The sequence below is a fragment of the Novipirellula caenicola genome (assembly GCF_039545035.1).
GTDB classification, from domain to species: domain Bacteria; phylum Planctomycetota; class Planctomycetia; order Pirellulales; family Pirellulaceae; genus Novipirellula; species Novipirellula caenicola.
The window spans coordinates 74,679-100,153 of the sequence record NZ_BAABRO010000008.1; the positions used below are offsets into that span (position 1 = coordinate 74,679).

At 55.7% G+C, this 25,475-nt stretch carries 18 protein-coding genes and 1 tRNA gene; 9 read left to right on the plus strand and 10 right to left on the minus strand.

Annotation, left to right across the window (positions count from 1 at the left end; genetic code table 11):
* The first annotated feature begins 389 nt into the window (after positions 1–389).
* Positions 390–590 (plus strand): hypothetical protein, encoded by a 201-nt coding sequence (locus ABEA92_RS16475; protein WP_345684940.1) that lies wholly within the window; start codon positions 390–392, stop codon positions 588–590.
* Here ABEA92_RS16475 and folP read toward each other — a convergent pair.
* From folP to ABEA92_RS16500, 5 genes are all read right to left on the minus strand, one after another.
* On the minus strand, positions 587–1,546 hold the full coding sequence (gene folP / locus ABEA92_RS16480) for a dihydropteroate synthase (protein ID WP_486348736.1): 960 nt from the start codon (positions 1,544–1,546) through the stop codon (positions 587–589). The two genes, ABEA92_RS16475 and folP, sit on opposite strands and share 4 nt — an antisense overlap.
* 44 nt (positions 1,547–1,590) lie before the next feature.
* A complete protein-coding gene (lptE, locus tag ABEA92_RS16485; RefSeq protein WP_345684941.1) occupies positions 1,591–2,142 on the minus strand; it encodes an LPS assembly lipoprotein LptE in 552 nt (183 codons plus the stop codon).
* A gap of 9 nt (positions 2,143–2,151) precedes the next feature.
* Complete coding sequence (locus ABEA92_RS16490; RefSeq protein ID WP_345684942.1) at positions 2,152–3,498, minus strand: tetratricopeptide repeat protein; 1,347 nt, start codon at positions 3,496–3,498, stop codon at positions 2,152–2,154.
* 17 nt (positions 3,499–3,515) lie between these two features.
* Positions 3,516–4,313 carry a DNA repair protein RecO gene (gene recO, locus ABEA92_RS16495; RefSeq protein ID WP_345684943.1) on the minus strand — a complete coding sequence of 266 codons (798 nt, stop codon included), beginning with the start codon at positions 4,311–4,313 and terminating at the stop codon, positions 3,516–3,518.
* Between the two features lie 167 nt (positions 4,314–4,480).
* The gene (locus ABEA92_RS16500) at positions 4,481–4,819 is read right to left on the minus strand and encodes a hypothetical protein (RefSeq protein ID WP_345684944.1); all 339 of its coding nucleotides are present in this window, start codon (positions 4,817–4,819) and stop codon (positions 4,481–4,483) included.
* A gap of 347 nt (positions 4,820–5,166) precedes the next feature.
* Between ABEA92_RS16500 and ABEA92_RS16505 the strand changes: the two genes are divergently transcribed.
* Together ABEA92_RS16505 and ABEA92_RS16510 are read left to right on the plus strand one after the other, a co-directional pair.
* Positions 5,167–8,358, plus strand: a complete 3,192-nt coding sequence (locus ABEA92_RS16505; protein WP_345684945.1) for a hypothetical protein — start codon at positions 5,167–5,169, stop codon at positions 8,356–8,358.
* A gap of 505 nt (positions 8,359–8,863) precedes the next feature.
* Positions 8,864–10,321 carry a sulfatase family protein gene (locus ABEA92_RS16510; protein WP_345684946.1) on the plus strand — a complete coding sequence of 486 codons (1,458 nt, stop codon included), beginning with the start codon at positions 8,864–8,866 and terminating at the stop codon, positions 10,319–10,321.
* Positions 10,322–10,338: 17 nt separating this feature from the next.
* Here ABEA92_RS16510 and ABEA92_RS16515 read toward each other — a convergent pair whose 3' ends face one another.
* Complete coding sequence (locus ABEA92_RS16515; protein ID WP_425572450.1) at positions 10,339–11,550, minus strand: ribonuclease D; 1,212 nt, start codon at positions 11,548–11,550, stop codon at positions 10,339–10,341.
* 115 nt (positions 11,551–11,665) lie between these two features.
* Between ABEA92_RS16515 and ABEA92_RS16520 the strand changes: the two genes are divergently transcribed.
* On the plus strand, positions 11,666–12,448 hold the full coding sequence (locus ABEA92_RS16520) for a (5-formylfuran-3-yl)methyl phosphate synthase (protein WP_345684947.1): 783 nt from the start codon (positions 11,666–11,668) through the stop codon (positions 12,446–12,448).
* On the opposite strand, the gene ABEA92_RS16525 is transcribed toward ABEA92_RS16520, so the two are convergent.
* The 3 genes from ABEA92_RS16525 to ABEA92_RS16535 form a co-directional block, all read right to left on the minus strand.
* Complete coding sequence (locus ABEA92_RS16525) at positions 12,422–12,652, minus strand: hypothetical protein (RefSeq protein ID WP_345684948.1); 231 nt, start codon at positions 12,650–12,652, stop codon at positions 12,422–12,424. The genes ABEA92_RS16520 and ABEA92_RS16525 overlap by 27 nt on opposite strands.
* 152 nt (positions 12,653–12,804) lie before the next feature.
* On the minus strand, positions 12,805–14,610 hold the full coding sequence (locus ABEA92_RS16530) for a TlpA family protein disulfide reductase (protein WP_345684949.1): 1,806 nt from the start codon (positions 14,608–14,610) through the stop codon (positions 12,805–12,807).
* Between the two features lie 162 nt (positions 14,611–14,772).
* Positions 14,773–16,191 carry a DUF6513 domain-containing protein gene (locus ABEA92_RS16535; protein ID WP_345684950.1) on the minus strand — a complete coding sequence of 473 codons (1,419 nt, stop codon included), beginning with the start codon at positions 16,189–16,191 and terminating at the stop codon, positions 14,773–14,775.
* A 445-nt stretch (positions 16,192–16,636) separates the two neighbouring features.
* Between ABEA92_RS16535 and ABEA92_RS16540 the strand changes: the two genes are divergently transcribed.
* The 3 genes from ABEA92_RS16540 (at position 16,637) to mqnC (ending at position 19,521) form a co-directional block, all read left to right on the plus strand.
* Positions 16,637–17,338 (plus strand): RluA family pseudouridine synthase, encoded by a 702-nt coding sequence (locus ABEA92_RS16540; protein ID WP_345684951.1) that lies wholly within the window; start codon positions 16,637–16,639, stop codon positions 17,336–17,338.
* Between the two features lie 179 nt (positions 17,339–17,517).
* Entirely contained in the window at positions 17,518–18,330 is an 813-nt protein-coding gene (locus ABEA92_RS16545) for a menaquinone biosynthetic enzyme MqnA/MqnD family protein (protein WP_345684952.1), read from the plus strand.
* Positions 18,331–18,366: 36 nt separating this feature from the next.
* Positions 18,367–19,521, plus strand: coding sequence for a cyclic dehypoxanthinyl futalosine synthase (gene mqnC / locus ABEA92_RS16550; protein WP_345684953.1), 1,155 nt, complete (start codon positions 18,367–18,369; stop codon positions 19,519–19,521).
* Between the two features lie 400 nt (positions 19,522–19,921).
* Here mqnC and polX read toward each other — a convergent pair whose 3' ends face one another.
* Positions 19,922–21,643, minus strand: coding sequence for a DNA polymerase/3'-5' exonuclease PolX (gene polX, locus ABEA92_RS16555; protein WP_345684954.1), 1,722 nt, complete (start codon positions 21,641–21,643; stop codon positions 19,922–19,924).
* A gap of 110 nt (positions 21,644–21,753) precedes the next feature.
* Between polX and ABEA92_RS16560 the strand changes: the two genes are divergently transcribed.
* Both ABEA92_RS16560 and ABEA92_RS16565 read left to right on the plus strand, forming a co-directional pair.
* Positions 21,754–21,836: transfer RNA gene (locus ABEA92_RS16560), tRNA-Ser, on the plus strand.
* Between the two features lie 2,833 nt (positions 21,837–24,669).
* Positions 24,670–25,182, plus strand: coding sequence for a transposase (locus ABEA92_RS16565; RefSeq protein WP_345685104.1), 513 nt, complete (start codon positions 24,670–24,672; stop codon positions 25,180–25,182).
* Positions 25,183–25,475 lie beyond the last annotated feature (293 nt).

A 25,475-nucleotide genomic window follows, 5' to 3' on the forward strand; every position in this document is an offset into this window, starting at 1 on the left:
GCCGATGTTTTGTATGAATGGACATCAACAAAATTGGATCAGCGATGTCGATTTTCTAGCAATCGAGCAAGTCTTTTCTGTTTCCCCGGAATTAGGAAAGTTTTCGGAACGCCAGGGTCGAAACAATTATAACCCCACCACGTCACCTTGTGTTTGCTGTGGCGACCATGGCGGGGCTTTGCGGGTGATTGTACTCCATTGGCTTTGGATTTCCACATTGCCACGGACCGGGTTTTGATGCGACTATTCGGATCATTCGTGATAAACTGATTCCTAGAGTCTTACTTCTGACAATTCGGTGTCAGTTTGTTCGGAGACTTCGTAGGAAAAAGGCGAATACTTCTAAAGTACTAAACGTCATTCTGCGCTGGGCAGCAGGGGAACCGAAGATGATTAATCTATCAACCTACACCGTTCAAACCGTTCACGGCTTGAAGGATACGTTTCAGGTCAGTGCCAACGGAACGGTCGATACATGCCACTTGTTCGTCACCGGGCCGACGTCGTCCTCGACGAAAGCCGACTCGGCTGCGAGCGAGAAAAATCGTGAGCCCCAACGCGACAAAGTGACTCCGTCACAAAAGCGTTAATCGAGGCCGCCCGAGGCTTCGAAAAGCATCAGGGCATCCACGGTTGGTTTGACGTCGTGCACGCGGATCACTTGCGCTCCCGCTACTGCCATCGCTAAGGAAACTCCTAGCGTGCCTGCGGTACGGTCGGCATTTTTGTCGCCGATCCGATGTCCGATGAAACCTTTGCGTGAATGCCCGATCAATAACGGCGAACCGAGTTGGACGAATCGACGGGTTGCACGCAGCAGCATCAAGTTGTGCTCGTGTGTCTTGCCGAAACCGATCCCAGGATCCAAACACACTCGGTCGCGGCGGATTCCGCTCCGCTCGCACCAACGCAGACGCTCGCGAAGGTAGGCTTCGATTTCGCCGACGACATCGTCGTAGCTTGGATCGTTCTGCATCGTTTGTGGGGTGCCCTGCATGTGCATCACGCAGACCCCGACCCCGCGTTCGCTCGCAATCGCGGCCATCGCCGGATCGCCTTCGAGTCCCGTCACGTCGTTGATGATCTCGGCACCGGCATCCAGCGCCCGACGGGCCACTTCGGCCTTGGACGTATCAATGCTGATCGGGATCGTGAGCTGCCCCGATGATTTTAGTTTCTCGATCACCGGGATCACACGCGTGATCTCTTCTTGGCAATCGACCGCGTCGCTGTAGGGGCGTGTGCTTTCGCCACCAATATCAATGATCGCGGCCCCGTCGGACTGCATCTGCAGCGCCACGTCGACGGCAACGTCAACACATTGATGTCGTCCTCCGTCAGAAAAACTGTCGGGAGTGACGTTCAAAATCCCCATCACCAATGGAATGCGGCCGAAACGGAGCTGCCGTGCACCAATGTCCCAGTGATCGCAGCGATCGATATGGGACCGCGGGTCCGTTGTCTGATTGGGGCCTTTATCTGAGCCCGAGTCCGTTGCCGACATGAACTTTGAGATTGCCATCACGTGTGCGGAAGATGCGTGCATTGCGTTCGTCGATGGAACGTCGCAGCATTCTACAACGGATCGCCTTACCAACGAAGTTCCATCTGAGAAACAATTCGCTGAGCAAGTTTCTCGATTGTCGCCTGCATCGCGGTATCAATCGACTGGCCCGCTTCGGGGACAAATCGCGAGTCTTGGCTGAACGAGATCACCGAACCGCTTTGCGGGGTCACGGTGTTTTGGAACAGTTTCTCACCTCGGCGGCTGACCCAATCCGCTCGTGCGGTCAGCGTGGCATCGAGTGCACGAGGGTCATCCGAACTGGTTTCGGTCAGCACATTTTTGTTTTCGCTGGTCAAGACCACCAACAGTGTGCTGTCGGCTGCCGGGTCCGAGACGACTTTAAATGGCGTGCGACTTTCGATCTCGGTCACGATGGCCAATGACAATCGCGGTCCTAGATCGTGACGGAACGTTTCGTTACGAACGATCGGGACATGCACCGTGCGAATATCCGATCGATACAGCGACGAGGGGCCGTACTGATACAGCGAACATCCGCCGACGAACGATAGCGAAATGGTTAGCAACAAAGTGCTGCGAACAATCGCGTCGATAGATTTGACGATTCCATTCACAGCCGTCGTTTACCTTAGCATGGTGGGGCTATCGGTTTCCGGACGCTCTTCGCCGTTGTCAAAGGTCGTTTCAAGCGGGGTGGTGGCTTTAGAGTCGGGGAACACGGTCGTCAGCCAAGCGAGCTGCGGAGTCGGCACGTCCGGCAGTTTTTCGATCGCAGCCAATCGCGTGCGAGCGGTCTCGGCATGCGGAGTGTCTTGGTGCAGCTTCAGCAATTCGTTGTAGTAATAACGTGCCGCGCCATACTCTTTTTTGTTTTCGCGAAACTTAGCTCGCGTCGCCAATCGCTCGGCGCGGTGAAAGGAAATCTCGGCGGCAGCGCGAGCAAGGATATCCGAATACTTTTCATCGCGTAGTTTGTCAGGGAACCGGGTGTGAGTTTGCTCGACAATCTTGTCGGCCTCATCCAGCACCAAACCGCTGTACTCCGGTCCCGCGTACATTTCTAATTTGCAGCGGATGCCTAACAGGTGAGCGAGGAATAGATGCTCGCTATCGGTGTAGGTTTCTCGCAAGTCGGTTAGAAATTCGTCAGCCTTTTCAAACTTGCCTTGGCGGATGTGTTCCGCAGCGGCAGCCATGGTCGCATCGTCCGCCAATCTGCCGGTCGGGTCGTCGTAGCGAATTTGATCGAGCACGCGGATGGCATGACCGTCCGCGTCGGTGAGCGGACGTTTGTGGTCGGTCAAGTTCAAGAACTTCCACTTGTCCTCTGTCGCTTTTTCGGTGTCGATCCAGTACCGCGAGATGCTGAACAATCGCGCGGTGATGCGGTCGTTGTGACGATTGCGTGGATAGGTTTTCTGCAGCTCGGTGTAAACTTCGCTCGCCTCGTTCAAACGATCGGCGAAAAACAAGCTTTCGGCCTGCATGAACATCGCGTCTTGCTGCAACGCAGTCCCTGGCGAGGCCTCGTTGGCACGGCGAAAAAATTTGGCGGCCTTGTGGAACGTGGCCTTGGCTTCTTCGTCGTTCATCGCCCCGGCTTGGCGGAACACGGTGTCGCCTTGCTTGTAAAGTTCTTTTGCCTTGACCACGTTCTCTTGTTCTCGCATGGTGACAAAGTTCACCACGCGGGTTGTATTCTTGCGAGCGATGTCGCCAAAGGAGTTCGTGTCGGACGCGTGCCGAACGCCCTCGTCCTCGGACACGTCGTACAGCGACGAATCGGATGGAAATAAACTGGGCGGTCTTGAAAACGATTGGCATCCCGTCGTAACGCCTAGCGTGCAAACCGCGATCGCGGAGGCAACCCAGCGAGTCGTACCGACGGCGCGAGGCATCGTGTGAAGCGGGGCAATCCGCTGCACGCTTGGAATCCATTGTCGGATCGATTTTGGTAGCAATCGTTGCATGGTTTGGTCGTATCGCTTCATGCGGTCGGTTCCGTAGGATTCGAGGCAGACGGCAGGGACTCGGTTTGCACCGACTGCGGCAGCAAGTACTGCGTTCGGGGCACTCTGCCCACGATCGTTTGTATGTATCGGCTCATCACGGCTCTTAGCTCCCCATAAACGTGGGCGGAAACCAAGGTTGGCAGCGACGTTTTGGAATCAACCAAGTTCCGTAGTTGCTCAATCACCACGTTGCGAACGGAAATCAATTGATGCTGGCGTGGGGCACAGTTTGAACAGACGATCCCGCCGGTTGCCAAGGCAAACGGGATCCGCGATGCCGTCGTCGACATCTCTTTTCCGCAGTCCGTACAGCGATCGATTCCCGGCGCATGGCCAAGCAATCGAAGCATCTGCGCTTCGTAAAAGAGAATGGTCGAGGCAACATCGCCAACGCCATCGATCTGGTTCAACACGGAAATCGTCAAATCGTAAACATCAACATGAGGGTCGTGGTCATCGGTCATCAGTCGCAATATTTCAGCGACGTAGTAGCCAGCGTAAACGCGAGCGAGCGAACGATCGGCCCCGCGAAAACGACGATGCAGTTTCGCTTCGGTCAACAAATCGAGCGCATCGCTACTCTTACGATGAACGACTACACGACAAACGGCCAACAGGTCAAGCGAACCTTCGAAGGGGCCTTTAGGCCGTCGAGCCCCTTTGGCGATCGCCGATAACCGCCCAAAGTCGCGGGTGAATAGCGTCACGACGAGACTTGTCTCGCTAAATTCCGTTGTCCGCAGAACAATTGCATGGCTTTGGTCAGCCGCCATCGGAATCGCCTACGGTTATGGGATCACGGGAAAAGAAGAAAAAAATATTTGCAGCCCCATCTTTTTCCGGCTGCAGAGCTTCGGTGTAGCTACCGTCACCAGAGGGTGGAGTGGCGTCGAGCCACTCCACCCTGGGGCGAGCGTCGCTGTTCGTCTACCCTGCCCTTCTACAATTCGCCACGCTCACCCAGTGACGCTAGCAATTCACTCATTTCTGCTGCGGCATGCGCATCGCCCTGGCTGCGAGCTTGGTCGATGCCATCACGCAAAAATTTTCGTGACTCGTCCAAACGCGTCGGGTCTTCCATGGCGAGGTCGGCCAGGATCTGTCCCGCCATAAAAAACGCCGGCACGTAGGGGGGATCGTCGTGCGTCAGCTCTTCGAGTCGCCGCAGGCTTTCGGCAAAGTTACCTTCGCTTTTGTGCTCCATCGCCAAGCTGTAACGCAAAAACGTGTCGTTGGGCTCGTCAGCTAGCATGGCTTCGATTTTTTCGCGTCGACTCATGTCGTGATTCTTTTTCGCGGGTTCGGGAACGGCACAGAGATAGAGTGGGTTGGGCCAGACGGAATTGTAACGCTTGGCAAATCAGGCGTTTAGGTGCCCTTGTGCCGCGGCGAAACGCAACTGAAGTTCGCAGCAGGTCACCCTGACAGCATTGAGGGGCGGCTTACTGGCGAAATCCACCACCCAAAATCGGCATAACCGTCAAATTTTATTGGACCGTGCTGGCCGGAAAGGACGATGAATCCAAAGATCCAATTTCCTTTCTAAAATCGTGAGATGTAGGCATGCGCGGCAATCGCAAAATGCTAGTGGCTTCGAAGCTATTCGCCATCCCATTTGCCTGTTTGATGTCCTCCGCAGCGATGGGGGAGAGCCCGACTGCGACTCAGGCGGCGTTCGATTCGACGGGGCAAAGTGGAAAGATCGCTCAGGTCGCCGATCTGAAAACAAACCAGACTCCGGCGCCAAAAACCGCACCGAATCTGCTGTATTCGCTTGCTGCCAACAACGCGCATCACCAAATCCAGGGCAACCACCAATCGCGAGGAATCCTCAGCGGATTGTTCGGCCGATCTTCTGGTTCCAACTCGACGTCGACGTCGACGTCGACTTCGCAGCCGCAGGCAAGGTCGTCGACTCAGTCCACTGCCGATCGAGCGCCCGCGGATTGGAGCGGCATTCCGTATCACCGCGGTACCTCCACCCCGGAAGCCGACACTCGTACTCCGATTCGGGATCCCAACCAAGGCAGCTCGGCGCGTGTCATTCGCGGCCGTGCCCCAGCACCGCTGAAGGCTGATCCCGTGTCCAGCAAAACCGCATCACGTGTGCCGACGCCGCCATCGGATTCGGTGTTGGTGGATCGCAATCAAAGCGACGCTTCGGTTTTGCGTCCGGCAACGTCGCGTCCCACAGCCGCCCGCGTGATCCCTCGCGAAACCTACAGCCGTACGAATCACGACGCGAACGCGTTGTCGAGCGAAACCAGTAGCCGCCGCAGCGGACGTCGTTCGTTGGACCCGCTCGATCCTGCGGAGATCCCTGTACCTGCGAAATCGGCCAGCTCGTCGAAATCGGCCAGCTCGTCTGCAACAGCATCGACCGCGCCGGCTACCAAGCCCACGCCGGAACTTGTGCCTAAAGTGGTTCGCCGCGAAATCGAATCATCGTCATCAGACGCCGAGACCAAGGTGGCTGCAAACGCGAAGTCAAACGGTTCAACGAGCAGTCAATCGGGCTCCAGTTCACGTCGTGGCAGCGGTGCGGGCGCGTCAGCCAACGTCGCAGCTAAAACGGGACCCACCCCTTCGGTTGAATTGCCCAAGCCACAAGTCGCCAAAGCGGAAACGGCAAAAGCGGAACCCGCCAAACCTCAGGTAGCGGCAACCGCACCTGTCCCTGCACAGACAACCGCACCTGCTCCGGCAAACATGCCTGCTCCGGCCAACACACCTGCAGCTACCCCGGCTCCTGCTGCGGCTGTTGCAGCAACACCAAGCCCGGCTGTGGATCCGTCGGCTCCTGGATCGGCACCAGCATCGTTGGGATTGCCTGCGGCTACGCCGGCACCTTCCGCTTCGGTTGCTGCGGTTCCGAATCCTTCGGCCACCTACCAAACACCAAACATGGCGGCGGCATCGCCGGCATCGACACTGCCTGCTCCGGACCGTCAACTGGCACCCACGCCGTCGGCACAAGCGATCTCGCATCGCGCCGGGCCTCCGGTCAGTGCATTTGGACCGAGCCAATTGGTGCCATCGCAAAGCGACGCCGCGGCCGCCAGCCAAATCATGGCTCCGATCGGTTCCGGGCTTGCCGGGCAACCCGATGGCAATACCGCTGCGTCGACCAACCACGACGATGGCTTCAATGTCCGCACCGAGAAAATGGTTACCTATGGCCAACCCGTCGGTGTTTCCGATGTGGCGGATGCATCGTCAAGCTCGGTGACCAAGCCCACGCGGCTACACGATATGGATAACTACGGCGGCAACGCAAATTCGGCGACCGGTAACTACTCGGGCGACAACTTCGCGCAACCACGTTACGATTCACAGCGAACCAATTCGATGCGATCGGGCGCAGTCCAATCGGACCGACTGGATTCGCAACGAGCACTCATGCCGGGACAAAATTCGACCGCTTCGGAATTGCCTGGTATTCGAGTGGTGACGTTTGGCCCGGGTGAAATCATGATCCGCCAAACTCAGCAATACGAAATTCGTGTGGAAAACCGAGGGTCGATTGATGCCCAAGGCGTGTTGGTGCGTGCGGTGATTCCTGACTGGGCCGAAATCCACGGACACAACGCCTCACAGGGGCACATCGAAAATCAAACCCAAGGCAACTCGGAGCGTTTGGTATGGACAATTGACTCGCTGCCCGCAGGATCGGTCGAGCGAATGTTCGTGCGATTGCGAGCCGAGCGAAGCGGCACCCATGCGTTGGACGTCGATTGGACAATGACGCCTCAGCACGCGACCGCGACGGTCAAGGTGCAAGAACCTCGCTTGGATCTGACGATCGAAGGACCTGAGGAAGTGATCTACGGTCAATCGCAAACTTACACGGTTCGCGTTTTGAATCCCGGCGATGGAACCGCACCCAACGTGGTCTTCACGTTGTCGCCCAACTCAGCCACGCCGCAAACCCAGCGGATCGGTGACATTCCCGCAGGTAAAGAGGCTCAATTCGAAGTTGAGTTGACTGCTCAAGACCTCGTCGATCTGAAAATCCACGGGATGGCATCGGGCGACCTCGATCTTCGTGCCGAAGCCGAGAAGACGATCCGCGTGGCCTCGGCCAAGCTCGAAGCGGTATTGACCGGCCCTGAGCTGAAGTACCAGAACACTGATTCGCTTTACAACCTTCAGGTCCAAAACACCGGTTCGGCCACCAGCGAACGAATCGTTGCGACACTGCAATTGCCCGGCGGTGTGAAGTACCTGGGCGGCCTCGAGGAAGCTCAGTTGCAGCACGGTACTCTGAAGTGGCAAATCAATGCACTAGCACCGGGGGCGACTCGCAACTATCAATTCCGCTGCAGCATGACCGCTACCGGTGACCAACGTTTCATCTTCGATTGCAAAGGCTCGGCCGCTGGCCAAACCGGCGTCGCGTTGGCAACTCGCGTCGAATCGATTGCTGACCTTGTGTTGACGATCAACGACCCCCCTGCCCCGGCTCCGATCGGTGCGGATGTGACCTATGAAATCATTGTGCGAAACCGCGGCAGCAAAGAAGCGACCGACATTCGTGCTCTGGCCCAATTCAGTCACGGAATCGAACCGAACAAGATCGAAGGCCAAAGCGGCGAGCTGCTGACCGGTCAAGTCTTGTTTGATCCAATCCCTCGCATCGGGGCTGGTCAAGAGGTTCACTTGCGAGTCGTCGCCAAGGCGGATCGTGCGGGGCACCATCGCTTCCGCACCGAAGTCCGCTCGGGTGACACCGTCTTGGTGGCGGAAGAGGCGACTCACTACATGAGTCCTCAAAGCGACCGCGTGAGCCGCCGCAGCAGCGACGTGCAAAGCCGCTAAAGACGTCGGGGACGAACCGATGCCGAACAAGCAGCGAGCGGAGTGGATCTTGTAAAAGATCCACTCCCCGCTGTAACCGGCAACGGTTTTTGTGGCCAATTGTTTTGTTGCGACGCTCGTCTGAGCGTGGACAAGCGTGAATGGTTGCCACGCCAATGCAAAAGCACCACCTTCTTCTGGTCAACGTGGCTACTCGTCGATGCCTCGCGGTATTGGCCGAAGCGGCTGGCTCGATGAGCCGTCTCTTGGATGCCGAGCTCGCGTCGTCGTGGCACTGCGGCGAGCCAGCACTCGGCCTGCCACCCTTCTAAACGGTCTGCCACTCATCTAAACGGCATCGCCAATCGTCTCGGGGAACCCCAGCGGCATATCACTGCGAATGAATCGAGCGTGAAAAACAGGCTTACGCTTTGGATTGCTCGGTATCATAATTACCAGTACCAAATTTCCTGACGCTTTTCATTTGGTTTCGGCGAAATCGCTTCCCCACACGATTGAGAGACTCATGCAATCAAATCTTCGGCTGCTCACGTTGCTGTTACTGTTGTTCGGTTCGACGGCCCTGTTCGGTGGTTCGACGGCGTTTGCCCAGCAGCGTCCCAACATTGTCATCATGATGGCGGACGACCTCGGCTATGGTGACATCAGTTGTTACGGTGCAACCAAGATCCAGACGCCGAATATTGATGCGTTGGCAAGCCAAGGCATGATGTTCAGCGATGCTCACGCCGCCGCTTCGGTTTGCTCGCCATCGCGTTATGGGTTAATGACAGGACGGTTGCCATGGCGACTTCATCGTAAGGGCAATGGTTATCGGCTCGAGTCCGGGCGGATGACACTCGCCTCGCTGGTCAAATCGCAGGGCTACCGTTCTGCCGCGATAGGCAAGTGGCATCTTGGCTATGGGCGGAACTGGGAATATCCGCTGAGCCCCGGGCCGTTGGAAGCCGGGTTTACCTATCACTTTGGCGTTCCCACCAATCACAATGACCAATACCGTGCGTTCGTCGAAAATCACGACTTTGTCGGTTTGGTTCCCGGCGAAAAGTTACGCGTCGTTGACGGGCAAGCGTTTCCCTCGGGACTGGCAAAACCACGAGTGGAAGACCAAGTCGATTCCGATTTGACGGCGAAGGCAATCGAGTTCATCCGAGAGAACGCGGACCAGCCGTTCTTTCTTTACTTTACCCCCTGTGCGCCGCACACGCATGTGACCCCGGCGGCGGCGTTTCGCGGGACAAGCCAAGCGGGGCTGCTTGGCGATTACGTGCAAGAGCTCGATTCGCATGTGGGCGAAATCATCGACACGTTGGACGCGTTGGGAATCGCTGAGAACACGCTGTTTGTCTTTACCAGTGACAACGGCAACAGTCCAAAAGATTTCAAGGGCACGCAAAACGTCGAGCTGAATTTGGCGGTGGATTCGCACAATATCCGCGAGCGGTTCAAAACGGCTAAACAGGAGGCTCGAGAACTGGGGCACCTCACCAACGGGCCATGGCATGATGGAAAAGGATCGCCGTACGAAGGCGGCCACCGGGTTCCCTTTATCGTGCGGTGGCCAGGAAAAATCACACCTCAATCCGAATCGACCCAGTTGGTTTGTTTGACCGACATGATGGCTACGCTGGCCGAGATCCTCGACGTCGAACTGCCTGAGGATGCGGGCGAAGATTCCTTTAGCCTCGTTCCCACGCTGCTTGGGACCGATCCCAAGACACCACTTCGTGAGATCGCCTTTGTTCAAGGTGACACGAAAGACAATGCGATTGCGATTCGTTCAGGCGATTGGAAGATGATTGCATCGACCAGCGGAGGGGCCAAAGTCCATGAGCTGTTTGATTTGTCCGAGGACAAAGGGGAAACCAAGAACTTGGCCAGCGGACATCCCGAAATCGTCCAGCGATTGTCCGCTGCGTTGGAGAAAGCTCGCGCCGACGGTCGCACGCGACCGCTGCCGTAGCCGCATGGCCGCTGCGGCTATTCTTTGACTTCGATGAATTCGAGGGGTTGCGTTTCGCTGACATCCGCAACGCGAATCGCAAGTTCACCGGCCAGAAGTTTGCGGAACGATTTGCCGACAATGTCGCCTCGCCATCCCTTCAGCAGCGATGGCTCGGGATCGTTTTTGCGATGTTCCAATTCGTAACCCAATAGCTCGCGAACATCGTCCGCGTTGCCGACGATCGGCGGGGCGAGTTTGTGTTGCCGGCTGATGCAAGCGATCGACGTCGATAGAAATTGGCTTAACATCGGTGAAACCGAACGCCGCGTGCCACGCGGCCGACGCGGCAGATCCTCGTCCGGCGTGTCCAACGCGACGCGGATCGCTTCGGCAATCGCTTCGTATTGGCCGGTATACCCACGTCGCTCGAGACCGCGGATACTGCGGATCTTGTCGATGTTCGTCGAGGCTTTTTTGGCCAATTCGACCAGCAAATCATCTCGCATCACACGACGTGGAATTCGGTCGGTTTCGCGAGCACGGTCTTCACGCCACAACCACAATTGGCGAACGGTTTCCAATTGCCGAGGGTTTAGCCCCGACGAACCGCTGACACGATGCCAATTTTCGCGAGTCTCTGCGTCGATGACCTTTTGCTGCAGGTTGGCCGTTTCTTCGGCAACCCACGTTTCCCGGTTCAAATCACAGACCATCGTATTGAGTTGGTGGTACATCTTTTCCAGATCGACCACGTCGTGCAGCGCGTAGGTGATCTGATCCCTGCTCAACGGGCGATGCCGCCAATTGGTTCGCGTTTCGCCTTTCGGTAGCGACTTGCCCACCAATCGCTGCACCAGCGTTGCTAGCGATGCGGGGTACTCCATCCCCACGAAGCCGGCGGCAAGCTGTGTATCAAACAGACCCGCGATCGGTTTTCCGGAAAAGCGATAGCAAAAACGAATCTCTTCGCGTGCCGCGTGTGCGATCACAACGCGCCCTGGTTGGGAAAGCACTTCCCAAAATGGGTCGGTGGTTTCCACCCGATAGGGATCGATGATCGCCAAACGGTCCCCAAAAGCGACCTGGATCAAGCACAGTTCTGGACGGTAGCTATCTTCGGATACAAACTCGGTATCAAATCCGATGAAACGGCATTTGGCGATCTCTTCACAGAGAACTTCGAGCTCCGCGTGATTGTTGATGGACTCGTACTTCAAAACTTGGCTTTGAATGTTGAGGGACGGCAAGAGATGGATAATGTTTCAGAGTGTCGACTTTACCCCCTTTGGTTGCTATCGCCTATCCGGTTTATGCTGCAATTGCGATAGTTTCTGTGTCTGTTAAAAACGAAAGTGTGGTTCTGTGACGGATCTGCTAGTCAGTGTGAGGGACGATGGTGAGTTTGAAGAGACGCTTGCCGCAGGAGTGGGGATCATCGACTTCAAAGAGCCACGCCAAGGTCCGCTAGCGCCGGTGGACCCCGCGGTCTGGCACTCGGCCGCACTGCGGATAGCCGAAACGAATCCGCCTCGCGGCGTTGATCCGGGGGGGGGCGACGCCTCGATCGCCTCGCGGCCGCGGCTTTCCGCTGCCCTCGGTGAAGCCGAAGGTGGGTGGCAATCGGTCGTGTCGCGGCTGCCCCGAGCGTTTGATTTTGCCAAGATCGGGCCGTCGGGAATCAAAACGTCCGCCGCGATGCAACAGCTGTGGAAATCGGCGTCGCTGTGCATCGGACCGAACACTGAATTGGTGGCCGTCGCCTATGCCGACAGCGAATCGGCATCATGCTTGCCGACGGAACAGGTGTTTCAATTGGCCGGAGAGTGCGGGTTTCGTCGCTGCTTGGTCGATACGTTCGTTAAAGACGGACGCTCGTCAATCGAACATCTAGGCTACGAGCGGTTGCGGACGCTCGGCCGCATCGCCGATCAGGCGTCGATGAAATGGTCGTTGGCGGGATCGATTCGCTTAGCGATGGTCGAGCTGCTTGTTGCGGAAGGTGTTTTTCCGGATTGTTACGCGGTCCGCGGCGATGTGTGTGATCAGGGACGCCGTGGTCGTTTGTGTGCGTCGCGAATGAAATCGTGGGTCGATCGTGTGGCGTTGTTGCAGCCACAATCACTCGGCCCAATCGAGTCCCGTTAACGAGATCAAACGGTCTTCGAAATGGCCGATCAATCCGCCAACCAATTGCCACTCGTTCCGCGATCGCAATTCGATCTCGCCGAACTTGTTGATTCGTAAGATCGAATCGCCATTGACGCCCGATTCATGCATCTGTTTCAGATCGATTTCGCCTTCGTTGACGACCTCCAATAATGTTTTTCCGGTTAGTTCGATAAATTGCATCTCAGGTCCTCAACATAAGATGACTTCCGACAAAATGGATTCGGATAGCTCTTCTCATTGAATCACCCAGTGTAGTTCAGAACGCTGCGAATCCATCATTGCTTGATAAGATTTGTAAAACGTATTTTTCTATATTGACTTTCGCTTAGGGGCTAATTCTGCAGCCGTTTCAAGGTTTGTTGCAGTTGTCCGATCGTGTAGTCAATCGATGCGACGCGGCCCTCTTGGTCGAGCACCACCAGGAACGGCATCGACACCATGCCAAATCGGGCCGCAACTTGGTTGGGAACTTCGGCGGTGGCAGACGACTCGGCTCGATAGCTTGAGAAGTTTAGCTTGTTCTGTCGCATGAACTCCGCCACCGGAGCGTTGGTGGGATCCAAGTTCACGCCGACGATCGCGATCTCGTCCGGCGATTGTTCTTCAAGCTCTTGCAAATGAGGAATCAACTGTAACGATTCCGGGAACCCCATCGCCCACAACGGCATCAAGACAATTTTGCCACGATAATCCGCGATCGATAACTCGCCGCCATCGATCGATTTTAAGTCGGGATCAAACGTTTTTCCAATCGCGTCGATGCGGGATTGGCGGGCGCGAATCGCCAACTGCACCTCTTGCCCCGTTGCGGTGTTGGGATCGGAAAATTGTGACTGCAACTTGTTGTAGGTCGCGGTGGCAAGGTCTTGTCGATTAAGCCCTTCGAATTGCAGTGCGGCACCTGCCAAGTACTGAACCGTTTGAAGGTCCGGCGACGCGGTCAGTAACGCATCCACGGCAGCGGTCCATCGGTCGGTATCGATCGATTCGCCTACGATCGCTTGTTGTAGCAATCGGTCGATCTCGTCAAACTGAACACTGCCCGCCAATTGAGCCGCCATCTTTGCGATCTGAGGATCGGATGAATCGGCGTACAGTTCGATGATGGTATCGCGAACCGCTTTGGCTTCGGCGTTATGATCAAATTGAGACAACACTTGGCGAGCTTGCCCCATCACCATCATCGCAGGGATATCCGAAGATGCGTCGGAATTCGCTAAGCCACGGACCTGCTGAACAATCCGCTGCGGTGCATCGGCTTCGCCGTTTTGCAGCGACTCGATTGCGAATCCAATCAACACCAATCGGCTGTCGGTGACCAGAGCCTGATCCTCTGAATCAAGGTTGGTCGTCGCAAGTTTCTCGAGCTCCTGTGCTGATTTCAAATCGCCTAATGCGGCAAGATGCGAAAGCGACTGCAGTTCGCCGCGAGCACCATCGCTGCGAGCTTCGGCGTTGGCATCCGCATGATTTTGTAAACGTCGCGATGCTTCGAGTTTCATTTGCGAAATTCGTCGCATCTCTGCAAAGGCTTCTTTGGGATCTTGGATTCCCGATGTGCCGCTTGCGATCGCTTGAATGTCGCTATCAGCGCCCGCTAGGAACTCACGAAGTTCATCGGGAGTCAAGTTCGCTCGTAATTGACGTCGCTTTGGATCGGCGGTTTCGTTGGCTGCCGGATCGGCGATCGTCAACAATTTCGGAGTCGATTCGTCGGGCTGTGCCGCGCCGGCTGGTATGGCTTCGCCCGCCGGAATCGCTTCACCCATTGGAATGACTTCGCCAGCGGTTGCAGCTCCGCTAACCTCGTTGGGGTGCTCGTGATCTGGATGATCCGAATGAGCGTGCTCGGGCATCGCCGCGGATGATGGACTCGCCGAAGCAGGACCCGACAACCTCGGTGGCGTTTGACGGGCATCGTCGGTGTTTGCCGCCGCATCCGCCCTGCCCTCCCCTGCGCTGTTGACGTCGCCAACGGAATCGGTCGGCTGCGTAAACGGCAACTTTGCATCGTCGGCGGCATCGGATGAATCGGTCGTCTCGCTATTGCTGCATCCCAGCGCGATAACGGCTAGAAATGCGAACGACAAATAAACGCTGTAGCGAAGCGAGTGAACGAAGCGAGGGGAGCGTGACATGGACCAAAGGGATCGCGGCATGGCGGTGAACCAAAATCGGTACGTGGGCTAAGTGAAAGAAGCGAATCAGAGCAAACAACAGTCCCGATTTTAACACTCCGAAACGATTCTGTCGGCGGCACCACCCGACATAGGAGTACGCCGCCTCCCATCACCCTGAAATCATGGCTTCGGGTGGCGGCTTTTTCGCTCGATTCGATGCAAATTTTCTTCCTTTGTCAGCATTCCCCATCGCAATGCTTGGTCTTGGTCGTATTGTTTGCCTAACTGCAACGCAATCGATGCTTTGGCCATCTCGTAACCGAGATAAAACGCATGGCCGGGATCGACGTTGCTTGATTCGGGACGCTGCAGCAATTGGTCAAACAATTCGAAGGGATCGGATTGTTGTAAGTGCATTCCCGCCGATAACAAATGAATCGTGTCATCTTGTGCATAGATGCGGTAATTGTTGTCTTTCAGTGTCGTGGCAAGCGATTGGAGCATGGTGGCGGGAAACGATTTAAGTTTCGGATCACGTAGTTGCACCAATGCGTTGGATAAGTGCTTCGGTGGCACACGATTTTTGATGCTGTAGTAAACCAATTTTCTTGCTTCGGCGCATTCACGTACCGAGGATCGTGCCCAATTGATCACCTCGGTTGTCAGCACACTGCGAATGCCGAGTTCTTGACAGATACCAAGCAACAAGAAGTTGATGCCAGCCGAATCCACTTCGGTCAGTTCTGTCAAATTGCCAATCCCCATCATCATTTCAAGTTCGGGATACTCGCGGCGGGTGTCCGCATAGCGAATTAAACTCGCAACAAGCCCTGTGCCGATCGGTTCCAAAATGGGGTCCAATCGCATTGAAACGTGATGTCTCGCCAAATAATTGATCGTTTTTTCAAAACTTTTTTTATCGTCAACTTGGTCTGGAATCACCACCACTTCGGCGCCCCAATCTTTCGCTGCGTGACAGTTCGTTGAGTTCACTGACAACACAAGCGATGCGCCTTGGTTGATCGCTTCAGTTGCTTCCCAAGTGTCGAACGTATCCACTGAAACTTTAAATCCGGCGTCGACCAACACGCCGATGTAATCGCCGATGTTGTTGCAACGTGATGCGGGGTCGCAGCCGAAATCGATCACATCGGCCCCCGATTCATGTAGTTGTTTTGCGGTTCGCAGCACGCTGTCGATCGACATGCGGGGCGCGTGGTTGATCTCGGCAATGATCTGAATGTCGTACTCGTTCGGAGCGACTTTGGGACGCGGTTTACCAAACACCTCGGGAAGGTCGCGGCAGTCTTTTGGGCCGCAAATTACCGGTGTTTTTACGCTGTTTTGCAGTTCGTTGTAACCCGTTTCCAAGTAGCCCGGTACGATCACATGAGTCGTCGATTCGGGGATATTCAAGTGCCGCAGCAACCATTTGGTTGTCATCAAAGCGGCCACCGTGATCGGCATCACTCCGATCGAATAGGTGAACGAATATTCCTTCGCTAGCGATGCCGCAATCTCTCGCACCGCATGCTCGGCAAGCCGACCGGTGATGAAGTGATAATGGTGGTCATCGGCAGGCTGGATGGTCGTTAGCATGAGTGTGTTTCGAAGGCGGTGAGTCGCTTGGCAACCGGTTCGTCATGCCCACAGGATGACCGTTGCAATGCGGCAAGTCGATGTGTTTGGGATCATTCTTCGTGATCGAAATGTTTGATCAGGGCGGTGGGTCGAGCTCTGAATTTCGCCACCAATAACGCAACTCATCTTGACGTGATCGATTCTCTCTTTACAAATTAAGGGTACGAGAGATCCGTCGATCGATTGTTGAAGTAATTTGGACACGACATCATGTGTTTTAACAACTTACTTCAGTGATTGTCGTGGCCGGGATCTCTCGTTTTTTTTTGCGCTGTTGTTTCGTGTGATCTCGTGACGGTTCAAACGTAGCCGTTGACAACCACGATCATGCAATCAAGTAAGACGACAAACGTGGTGATGCGAACCGCATGATCGTTGCGAAGATGATGGATGATGTTTGCGGATGACGAGTGAGAGTGCGATCAAGGTGTTATGGGACGGCGAATCGATGTTGGCCGTCGAAAAACCAGCAGGACTGTCGACGCAATCGCCCCCAGGTGCCGATAGCCTCGAATCACGTTTACGAACCCAGTTTTCCGATCGTAGCGATTATTTCGCGGTCGTTCATCGGCTTGATCGACCCGTCAGCGGCGTGGTGCTGATTGCCCTACGAAAACGGGTCGCCAAACTGCTGTCCGAACAATTCGCCACACGTAAGGTCGATAAGCAGTATTTGGCAGTCGTTGCGGGGAAAATCGAGCCCGTCGAACCGCTGTGGACGGACTATCTAAGAAAGGTCCCCGATCAGCCGCGAGCCGAGCGTGCCGCCGAGAACGATCCCGAGGCAAAGTTCGCCGAAACCCGCGTCGAAGTCGTGCGTTATTGCCGTGAACGCGATCGCACGCTCGTTCGGCTGTTTCCCCACACCGGCCGGATGCATCAACTGAGGATCCAATCGGCACTGCGAGGCCATCCGATTCTGGGCGATTCGCTGTATGGCGAGAACGGTTCTGAAAACGCCGTTGCGGGGGCCTCGGCGGGGCTGCAGTCTACGAATCAAACGCGAATCATGCTGCATGCCGAATCGATCACGTTTCATCACCCCAAGAGCGGCGTTCGTGTCACGGTTGGATGCCCTGCGGACGAATTGCAGCAAATCGTGTAGGTTGTCCGTCTCGCTCGCGTTACAGGCCGCAGCTGACTGCGGTTTGAAGATTGGGCACGTGACGTTTTCCGGTTCCGTTTTCGGGACTCCGAAAGGTTTGGGAAGGGATGGTCGCGGCCGTTGACGCGATCGATGACTCCCTTGATCGACAAAACTTGATCGACAAAATAAGAGATCCAATGACATCTTCACTGCCTAACGCTCCGCTTCGCATTGGTGCGGTTTCGTATCTGAATACCAAGCCGTTGGTGTGGGGATTACGCGAGCGTTTGGGGGATCGTGGCGAATTGTCCTTCAATTTGCCCAGCCGATTGGCGGATGATCTGCACTCCGGCAAATTGGATGTGGCCCTGATTCCCTCGGTCGAGTACCTGCGTGATCCCTCGCATACCATTGTTTCGGATGCCGTGATCGGTTGCCGAGGCCCGGTGTGGAGTGTTCGTTTGCTCAGCCGCGTTCCGGCCGCCGAAATCAAGCGATTGGCATTGGACGAAGGCAGTCGCACGAGCGCCGCACTGCTGCAAATTTTGCTGTGGGAAATTCACGGCATTCGGCCCGAGATTGTTCCCTTTGCAATGGAACAGACGCCTGAGGCGATCGATGCCGACGCAATGCTGATGATCGGCGATCGCGCAATGCATCCGGCCCCTCGCTGTTACCAAGAAATATGGGATTTGGGTGATCGATGGTGCCGATGGACTGAATTACCCTTTGTGTTTGCAATGTGGGTCGCACGTGCCGGGGTGGACGTCGGCGATTTAGCGACGGCGCTCGAAGCGTCGCGTGACGAGGGCATCGCATCGCTCGAAGAGATCGCGGCGTGTGAAGCTGCCGCCCATGGGCTAACCAACGAAGACCTATACCGTTATTTTGCTGAGAATCTGCATTACACGCTGGGCCCCGATGAACGGACTGCATTGGACGAATTCCGTCGCCGTGCGGTCTCGCTTGGCCTTGTTCCTGATTCAAGCTTTCCCATTGAAACGTCCTAACTCAAGCTCCTTGAAATCCTTGACGACTGAAAACTCATGATCGCTCCTGCCGCTGATAATTCGATCCGTGACATTTTGGACAAAGCCATCGAGGGCCAACGGTTGACCTCGGCCGAAGGACTGCGTTTGCTCGAAAGCCACGACCTGGCTGCTTTGGGGGCGGCGGCCGAAGCGGTCTCGCGGCGGATGCATCCCGAGCCCTACCGGACCTACAACATCGACCGGAATATCAACTACACCAACGTCTGCACCGCGGTTTGTGATTTCTGTGCGTTCTATCGCGGTCCGAAAAGTGACGAAGGCTACGTGTTGCCTCGCGCCGAATTGTTGGCAAAGATCGAAGAGACCGTCGCGCTGGGCGGTAACCAAATCTTGCTGCAAGGCGGACTGCATCCGAAATACAAGTTGGATTGGTATGAAGAGATGCTCGGCGACATCAAACGTGCCTATCCCGAGGTGAACATTCACGGTTTCAGCCCACCCGAGCTGCACCATTTCACGAAGGTCAATAATCTTTCGATCGAAGAAGTGCTCAAGCGGCTCAAGGCAGCCGGTTTGGGCAGTATCCCTGGCGGCGGTGCTGAGATTTTGGTCGACCGCGTTCGCAGCGAGATCACTCGCGGCAAAGTCATGACCGATGACTGGTTAAACGTGATGCGAGTCTGGCACAAGCTGGGCGGCGTCAGCAGCAGTACGATGATGTTCGGACACGTCGAAACGCTGGAGGAACGGATCGAGCATCTGCACCGCGTTCGCGAGCTGCAAGACGAAACGGGTGGTTTCACCGCGTTCATTTGTTGGACGTTCCAGCCCGACAATACCGAACTGTCGCACATCCCACCCAAGGGCTCGTTTGAGTACCTAAAAACGTTGGCGGTATCGCGATTGTTCCTCGACAACGTACCGAACATTCAAAGCAGCTGGGTCACGCAAGGACTGAAGGTCGGCCAGTTGGCGTTGCTGTTTGGCGCCAACGACATGGGCAGCTTGATGCTTGAAGAAAACGTGGTCGCCGAAGCCGGCACGGTGCACTTCTTGACGCTCGATCAAATCCGCGCCTCGATCGAAGAGCTGGGGTTCGAAGCACGGCAACGCAGCGTCAACTACGAACTGGTTGCACCCGAGCTCGAGCAGAAAGCGATCGAGGCCAATCGCAAACTAGCGTCCAAAGACTTGGTACAGCTCACCTAGCATGTTTCGCCGTCAATACTGCATTCAGCAGAGATGGTTGACGATACGAGTCACCTCTCCCGAGCGCAGCACGGGAGAGGTCGAACGGGCCCTTTAGGCCTCGTTCGGGTGAGGGCCGTCCGCGCAACCTTGCTTGTAGTGCGTCTCCACTTGCTCGCTCGGCGCCCACCCGAGCATCGCTGAAGGCTCTGCTCGACCTCTCCCAAAACTTCGTTTTGGGAGAGGTGGCAGTTTGCAAGTCACCTCTCCCGAGCGCAGCCCGGGAGAGGTCGGACGGGCGCTTTAGGCCTCGTCCGGGTGAGGGCCGTCCGCGCAACATCGCTTGCAGCGTGTCTTCCCTTGCTCGCTCGGCCATCACCGGCCAATCACAACTCGCCCCTGCGCGATTCTCGCAAACGCTTTAGCGCATTAATTTCTTCATCTCGTCCCAAGGCCGCGTATTCGCCACGTCGTCTTTGGTCAAACCGCCGCGACGTGCTTGCTTGATGCCGAATCGCATCACGTCCAGCCCCTCGGTTGAGTGCGCATCGGTGCTGATCACGATCGGGATTCCGTGCCGTTTGGCGGCCGCCAAATGCACATCATTCAGATCCAGTCGCGCCGGGTTCGCGTTCAGCTCCATCAGCGTCCCGTTCGCTTTCGCTGCCGTCATCACCGCATCGATATCGACTTCGTAGGGCGGACGACGATTGATCAACCGTCCGGTGAGATGCGCGATACAGTCGACGTGCGGATTTTCGATCGCGCCGAGAATCCGTTCGGTGATCTGGTCGCGTGGTTGTTTCTGGCCGTAATGGACGCTCGCCAGCACCCAATCGGCTTCCGCCAAACAATCGTCCGGCAGATCCATTCCCCCTTTTTCGAGAATGTCGCACTCGATGCCTTTCAGGATTACCAGCCGGCCTTCGTACTGATCGCGAATTGCATCGATCGCTTTCCATTGTTCGCGAAGTCGTTTCGGATCCAATCCAAATGCCATCGAAACACGCTGGCTGTGGTCGGTGATCGCGATGTACTTCAGTCCTCGGGCGATCGCCGCGTCGGCCATCTCTTGCAGCGTTGCGGTACCATCGGTCGCGTTGGTGTGCATGTGCAAGTCGCCGACGATGTCGGATGTTTCAATCAGCTCGGGCAGTTCGCCTTTTTCAGCCCAGGTGAACTCGTTGCGATCTTCGCGAAGCTCGGGCGTAATCCAAGGCAATCCGATCGCCTTGTAGACCTCTTCTTCGGTTTCACCAGCGATTCGCGAGTCGTCTTCGGTTTTGAACACGCCGTACTCGTTCACTTTCAGTCCATGTTCTTTGGCGATCCGCCGCATGTGAACGTTGTGTGCCTGAGAACCGGTAAAGTACTGCAGTGCCGCTCCAAACTCGTTTGCTTCGACCAGACGCATGTCGACTTGGAATGCTTTGGCGACACGAATTGAAATCTTGGTATCGCCGCGCGCGATCGTTTGGCTTCGCTGGGGAAACGCTTCGAAGTGGTCCATCGCTGCGGTGCGGTCTTTGGCGACGACCAGCAAGTCGAGGTCGCCGATCGTTTCACGGCCGCGGCGGTAGCTGCCTGCCCAGCTCATTTTCTCGATTCCCTCGCACGACTGCATGTGGTTGCCGATGGTCGTGGCCAAATCATCGCCGGTGGACCAATAAATTCGCTCGGCCGCCTGCTGGGCGATCGCCAGCCCGTCCAGGATCGTCTCTTCGGATTTGGGGCCAAATCCTTTGACCTTGCGGATTCGTTCCTCCTGACAGGCGCGTTTCAGGTCGTCGAGCGATTCAATTTCCAGAGCTTCTTGTAATTTCATCGCTTTTTTGGCCCCCAATCCAGGGATCCTCGCCATTTGGATCACAACTGGGGGGACCGCTTGGCGCAATTCTTCCAATTGGGGTAACCCGCCGGTTTGGATCAGTGTCTGTGTTTTCTCACTGATCGTCTTGCCGATACCCGAAATGTCGGCGAGATTGCGATCGGGGTCATTGATGATGGCCACGACCGGCTCGTCGAGATCGCGGATCGCCTGAGCTCCGTTGCGATAAGCCCGGATACGGAATGGATTTTCGCCACGGAATTCCAGCAGTTCCGCCATTTCGTCAAACACATCTGCGATTGCCGCGTTATCCATCCGTCATTCTCCACTGGGTTTTTTAGATTTACATTACCAATCCGTTGGTCTGGAAAACACCACCAGTTGCGAGGAAACGCAATCCAGCACAGAATAGCGAAGCCAAGTTCGGAGGATAAGCGAATTGGTGAGCGGCCTCATTGGAACTGAGGTACCCCGTAAGGGGCTGCGGGTTCGAGTCCCGTGTCCTCCGCTATTGAAAAAACGCCGTCGGAAACATCACGTTTCAGGCGGCGTTTTTTATTTGGCCCGGTCAATTCGGAGCAGCGACTTCGTGGCGGTCAGTCAGTCCCGAAGGGACGGCACGATGTGGCCACGGGCGAGAGCCCGTGGATGCGTGGGCGAACACGATTGTAAAGCCCTGAAAGGGGCGGCATGAATGGCGGGCGTGGGATCTCCTGTCGTCCCTTCGGGACTAATGGTGTGCGACGCGTTCGTGGTCCATGGGCTGACGCCCATGGCTACACCCTGTCGCCACTTTGTGGCTATTGCGAAGCTCGCCACTTCGTGGCTGGGAAAAAAAAAGGGGAAGGGGGTTTTAAGGTTTTACGCCCGGATGGAAAAGCCGGGGCAACACAGCGCTCACGAAGGACGAGCTGGACGCCGTCCGACTCTGCACCACGCGCGGACGCCCCTTTGGTTCTCAAGAGTGGATCGAAGAAACCTGCGAACGAAATGGCATTTGGTTCACAATCCGACCACGAGGCCGACCACGAGGCCGGCCAAGGAAGAAGCCAAAAACAGAAGCGGTCCAACCGCCACCGCACTGACAAGACGCACGTTAAACCCCCTTCCCCTTTAACCCTTTAATAGCCCCAACTACGAATCGCCGTGGCAGTCTCATTTTTCTGTCGCACCAATCTTTCTGTCTATCGTCCGAGCAATCGCCGAACCGAATTCGCCGAGAGTCCGGCACACTACAGGAGTGTTTATTCCGCAACAGTCGCCCTCGCCGTTCACGACCTTCGGTGTTTTTAGGTGCCGCAAGTGAGGACAGAAAGATTGGTGCGACAGAAAGATTCATCGGTGGCGAATCGAATTTCCGTGTCACCCTATTGTGATTGTCGCCTACTGTCCGAATGCGAATCATGACGCTCGCAGCATCACGCTCGCGATGCGATGGAAGGTGCACTCCAGGCAACCAAAGGTTGGGTAGGAAGATGGAGAGGGCTGGGAAATGGGAGAGGCAGAATGCGATGTTATTTAAATCGGCGATGACATGTTGTGGCTGAGAAGAAGCGAAAGGTTAAAAAATGAACGGATAAAAGATGGAAAACGACGTGAGCGTTTAGGCCCAACTGCGAAACGCCATGGCAGGCTCCTTTTTCTGTCGCACCAATCTTTCTGTCTATCGTCCGAGCAATCGCCGAACCGAATTCGCCGAGAGTCCGGCACACCACAGGAGTGTTTATTCCGCAACAGTCGCCCTCGCCGTTCACGACCTTCGGTGTTTTTAGGTGCCGCAAGTGAGGACAGAAAGATTGATGCGACAGAAAGATTCATCGGTGGCGAATCGAATTTCCGTGTCACCCTATTGTGATTGTCGCCTACTGTCCGAATGCGAATCATGACGCTCGCAGCATCACGCTCGCGATGCGATGGAAGGTGCACTCCAGGCAACCAAAGGTTGGGTAGGAAGATGGAGGGGGCAGGAAAATGGGAGAGGCAAAATGCGATGTTATTTAAATCGGCGATGACATCTTGTGGCTGAGAAGAAGCGAAAGGTTAAAAAATGAACGGATAAAAGATGGAAACGACGTGAGCGTTTAGGTCCAACTGCGAGCCGCCGTGGCAGCCTCCTTTTTCTGTCGCACCAATCTTTCTGTCTATCGTCCGAGCAATCGCCGAACCGAATTCGCCGAGAGTCCGGCACACTACAGGAGTGTTTATTCCGCAACAGTCGCCCTCGCCGTTCACGACCTTCGGTGTTTTTAGGTGCCGCAAGTGAGGACAGAAAGATTGGTGCGACAGAAAGATTCATCGGTGGCGAATCGAATTTCCGTGTCACCCTATTGTGATTGTCGCCTACTGTGCGAATGCGAATCATGACGCCCGCAGCATCACGCTCGCGATGCGATGGAAGGTGCACTCCAGGCAACCAAAGGTTGGGTAGGAAGATGGAGGGGGCAGGAAAATGGGAGAGGCAGAATGCGATGTTATTTAAATCGGCGGTGACATGTTGTGGCTGAGAAGAAGCGAAAGGTTAAAAAATGAACGGATAAAAGATGGAAAACGACGTGAGCGTTTAGGTCCAACTGCGAATCGCCGTGGCAGTCTTATTTTTCTGTCGCACCAATCTTTCTGCCTACCTATCGTCCGGGCGACCGCCGAACGAGATTTTCGGTGAGTCCCCCACGCGACATCGACCGAAGATCGTCTAACGAAATAGGTGCGTCCATCGTAGGAATCGAAACAGTTTGCCTAGCAGTCTGGCTCGTTCGATGCGACGCTCTGCTTCGCCTTCCAGCTGTAATCGTCGCAAATGAACGTCACGATCGCTGTACCCGCAGGTCGGACAGCTTTCATCGCTCGTTGTCATCTGCTTTAGGCAACACGGGCATGTCGTTTCAGCCTCGTTGGGCATGATGTTTCTCCGAATAGGGATAGCGGCAGCGCTTCGGTCAACGTACCGATCGGTTTTGGAAAGTGAATGGGTATACGCGGCCAGCATCGCATCGAGACCTGGGAGACGCAAACAATTGCAACCGAATGTGTGGGGCCTGGTCGACATTTCCAGCAAATGCAGCATGTGAAGCATTGGTACTGATCGTATCCACCGGACCGTGGTAGGTAGGAGCGTCAGTCTTGTTGGGTAAGAGCATCGGTATCCACGTAAACAATTCACAATGTCGACTGCCATCTTTCCAGGCATCAAACCCGCAAACACGGGGCGCGCGGTGTCAACGAGAAAAAAGGTCGTCACGAGCCCAACCAGAAAGAGAAAAGGGGAAAAGGGTTTTAATGGCAGCAGATAGTGGGTAGGTTGGCTCAAGACTGACCGAGACACACGGCGGGAGCTTTTGATGATGCCCAGGACGAAGCGGCCGGATGAAGCGGGGAAGACTTTTCACGCCATCAACCGGCAAGAGATCTTCCACAAACCTGAAGACTACGAAGTGTTTCTGAGAACGCTCAGTGAAGGCCTTGGGAAATACCCCGTGGATCTCTTTTTGTTTTACGTAATGCCAAACCATTGGCACTTGGTTCTACGGCCGCGAAAAGACAGCGCGATGGGCAGGCTGTGCGGATGGCTCTCCTTCACGCACACGCTTCGATACCATGCGCACCATCACACCCGTGGCCACGGGCATCTTTACCAAGGGCCGTTCAAGAGCTTCGAAGTCGAAGATGACGCGCACTTTTTCACGCTGTCCGACTCTGCACCACGCGCGGACGCCCCTTTGGTTCTCAAGAGTGGATCGATGAAACCTGCGAACGAAATGGCATTTGGTTTACAGTCCGACCACGAGGCCGGCCAAGGAAGAAGCCAAAAACAGAAGCGGTCCAACCGCCACCGCACTGAACGAGACGGACATTAAACCCCCTTCCCCTTTTCTTGCCTTGGTAGGCGGGGGCAGAGGGAACGCTGTTTCGGCTGTTCACAACTCACAACACTAACGCCAGCGCGGCGGTACTTGGTTCCTCGATCCGGCCCCTTGGAATCCGTGACGGAAATACGATCACGCCGTTCCGTGGCGGGGCGATCGAGGTTCATGAGGAAGCAACGTTCAGCGGTTTTGCTGGCAAAGCGATTGGTCTTGAGCATTTGCATCTCGTATGGATTTACGGGCGTCGGGTTTGGTACGATTCCGCTGTGAAACATCCAGTGCTG